This window comes from Agrobacterium sp. MCAB5 (genome assembly GCF_052114365.1).
Lineage (GTDB): Bacteria > Pseudomonadota > Alphaproteobacteria > Rhizobiales > Rhizobiaceae > Agrobacterium > Agrobacterium tumefaciens.
In genome coordinates this window covers 1-523 of record NZ_JBFREP010000194.1, presented here as the reverse complement: position 1 = coordinate 523, position 523 = coordinate 1, and the positions used below count along the sequence as shown (strand labels likewise).

1 pseudogene is annotated in these 523 nt (G+C 54.0%); it reads right to left on the bottom strand.

Going from position 1 to position 523, the window contains the following annotated elements:
- Nucleotides 1-523, bottom strand: a pseudogene (locus AB4Z23_RS28175) (reverse transcriptase); the annotation flags it as partial.

Genomic DNA, 523 nt, shown 5'->3' with positions numbered 1-523 from the left:
GGCTAGGACCGGCACCTTGTCGAGTAAACCGTCGATCTGGTCGAACACCGCCGCGAACTCATCGTTTGCTCGAACGGAAAACACACCTCGCATGATCTTTGACCACGACGCGCGGAATGAATTAAGGTTTCGGGCGTCCAGAAGCGTTGCGCAGAGTTGTGCGGCAACTTGCGGCTCCTGAAATTTTAGTGCGCGTCCAATCTGTGCGAGGACAAAGCTGTCCGGCTGTGACTTCTCTTTTTCTAAGTCGAGTAAAAACTGGATGTCGATATTGGCAAACGAATCCTTGAGCGTTTCATACTCCGTCTGCGCTGTGTCTGAGTAGGGGTCGAAATGGAGGTCAAGCTCCCGAAGTGTGGTACTGGCTTCTTCGCCCTCTCCAAGCTGTGCCCGGACATAATCAACGTAATGCCCTGCGCTGAGGAACGTCGTCTTGCTGYGGTTTAGGGTCAGCCCATAGTCAGCAAGCGCGTGAGAAAGAACGGAAAGGGCCGCGTAAGCATGCTGTTGCGACGCACATACC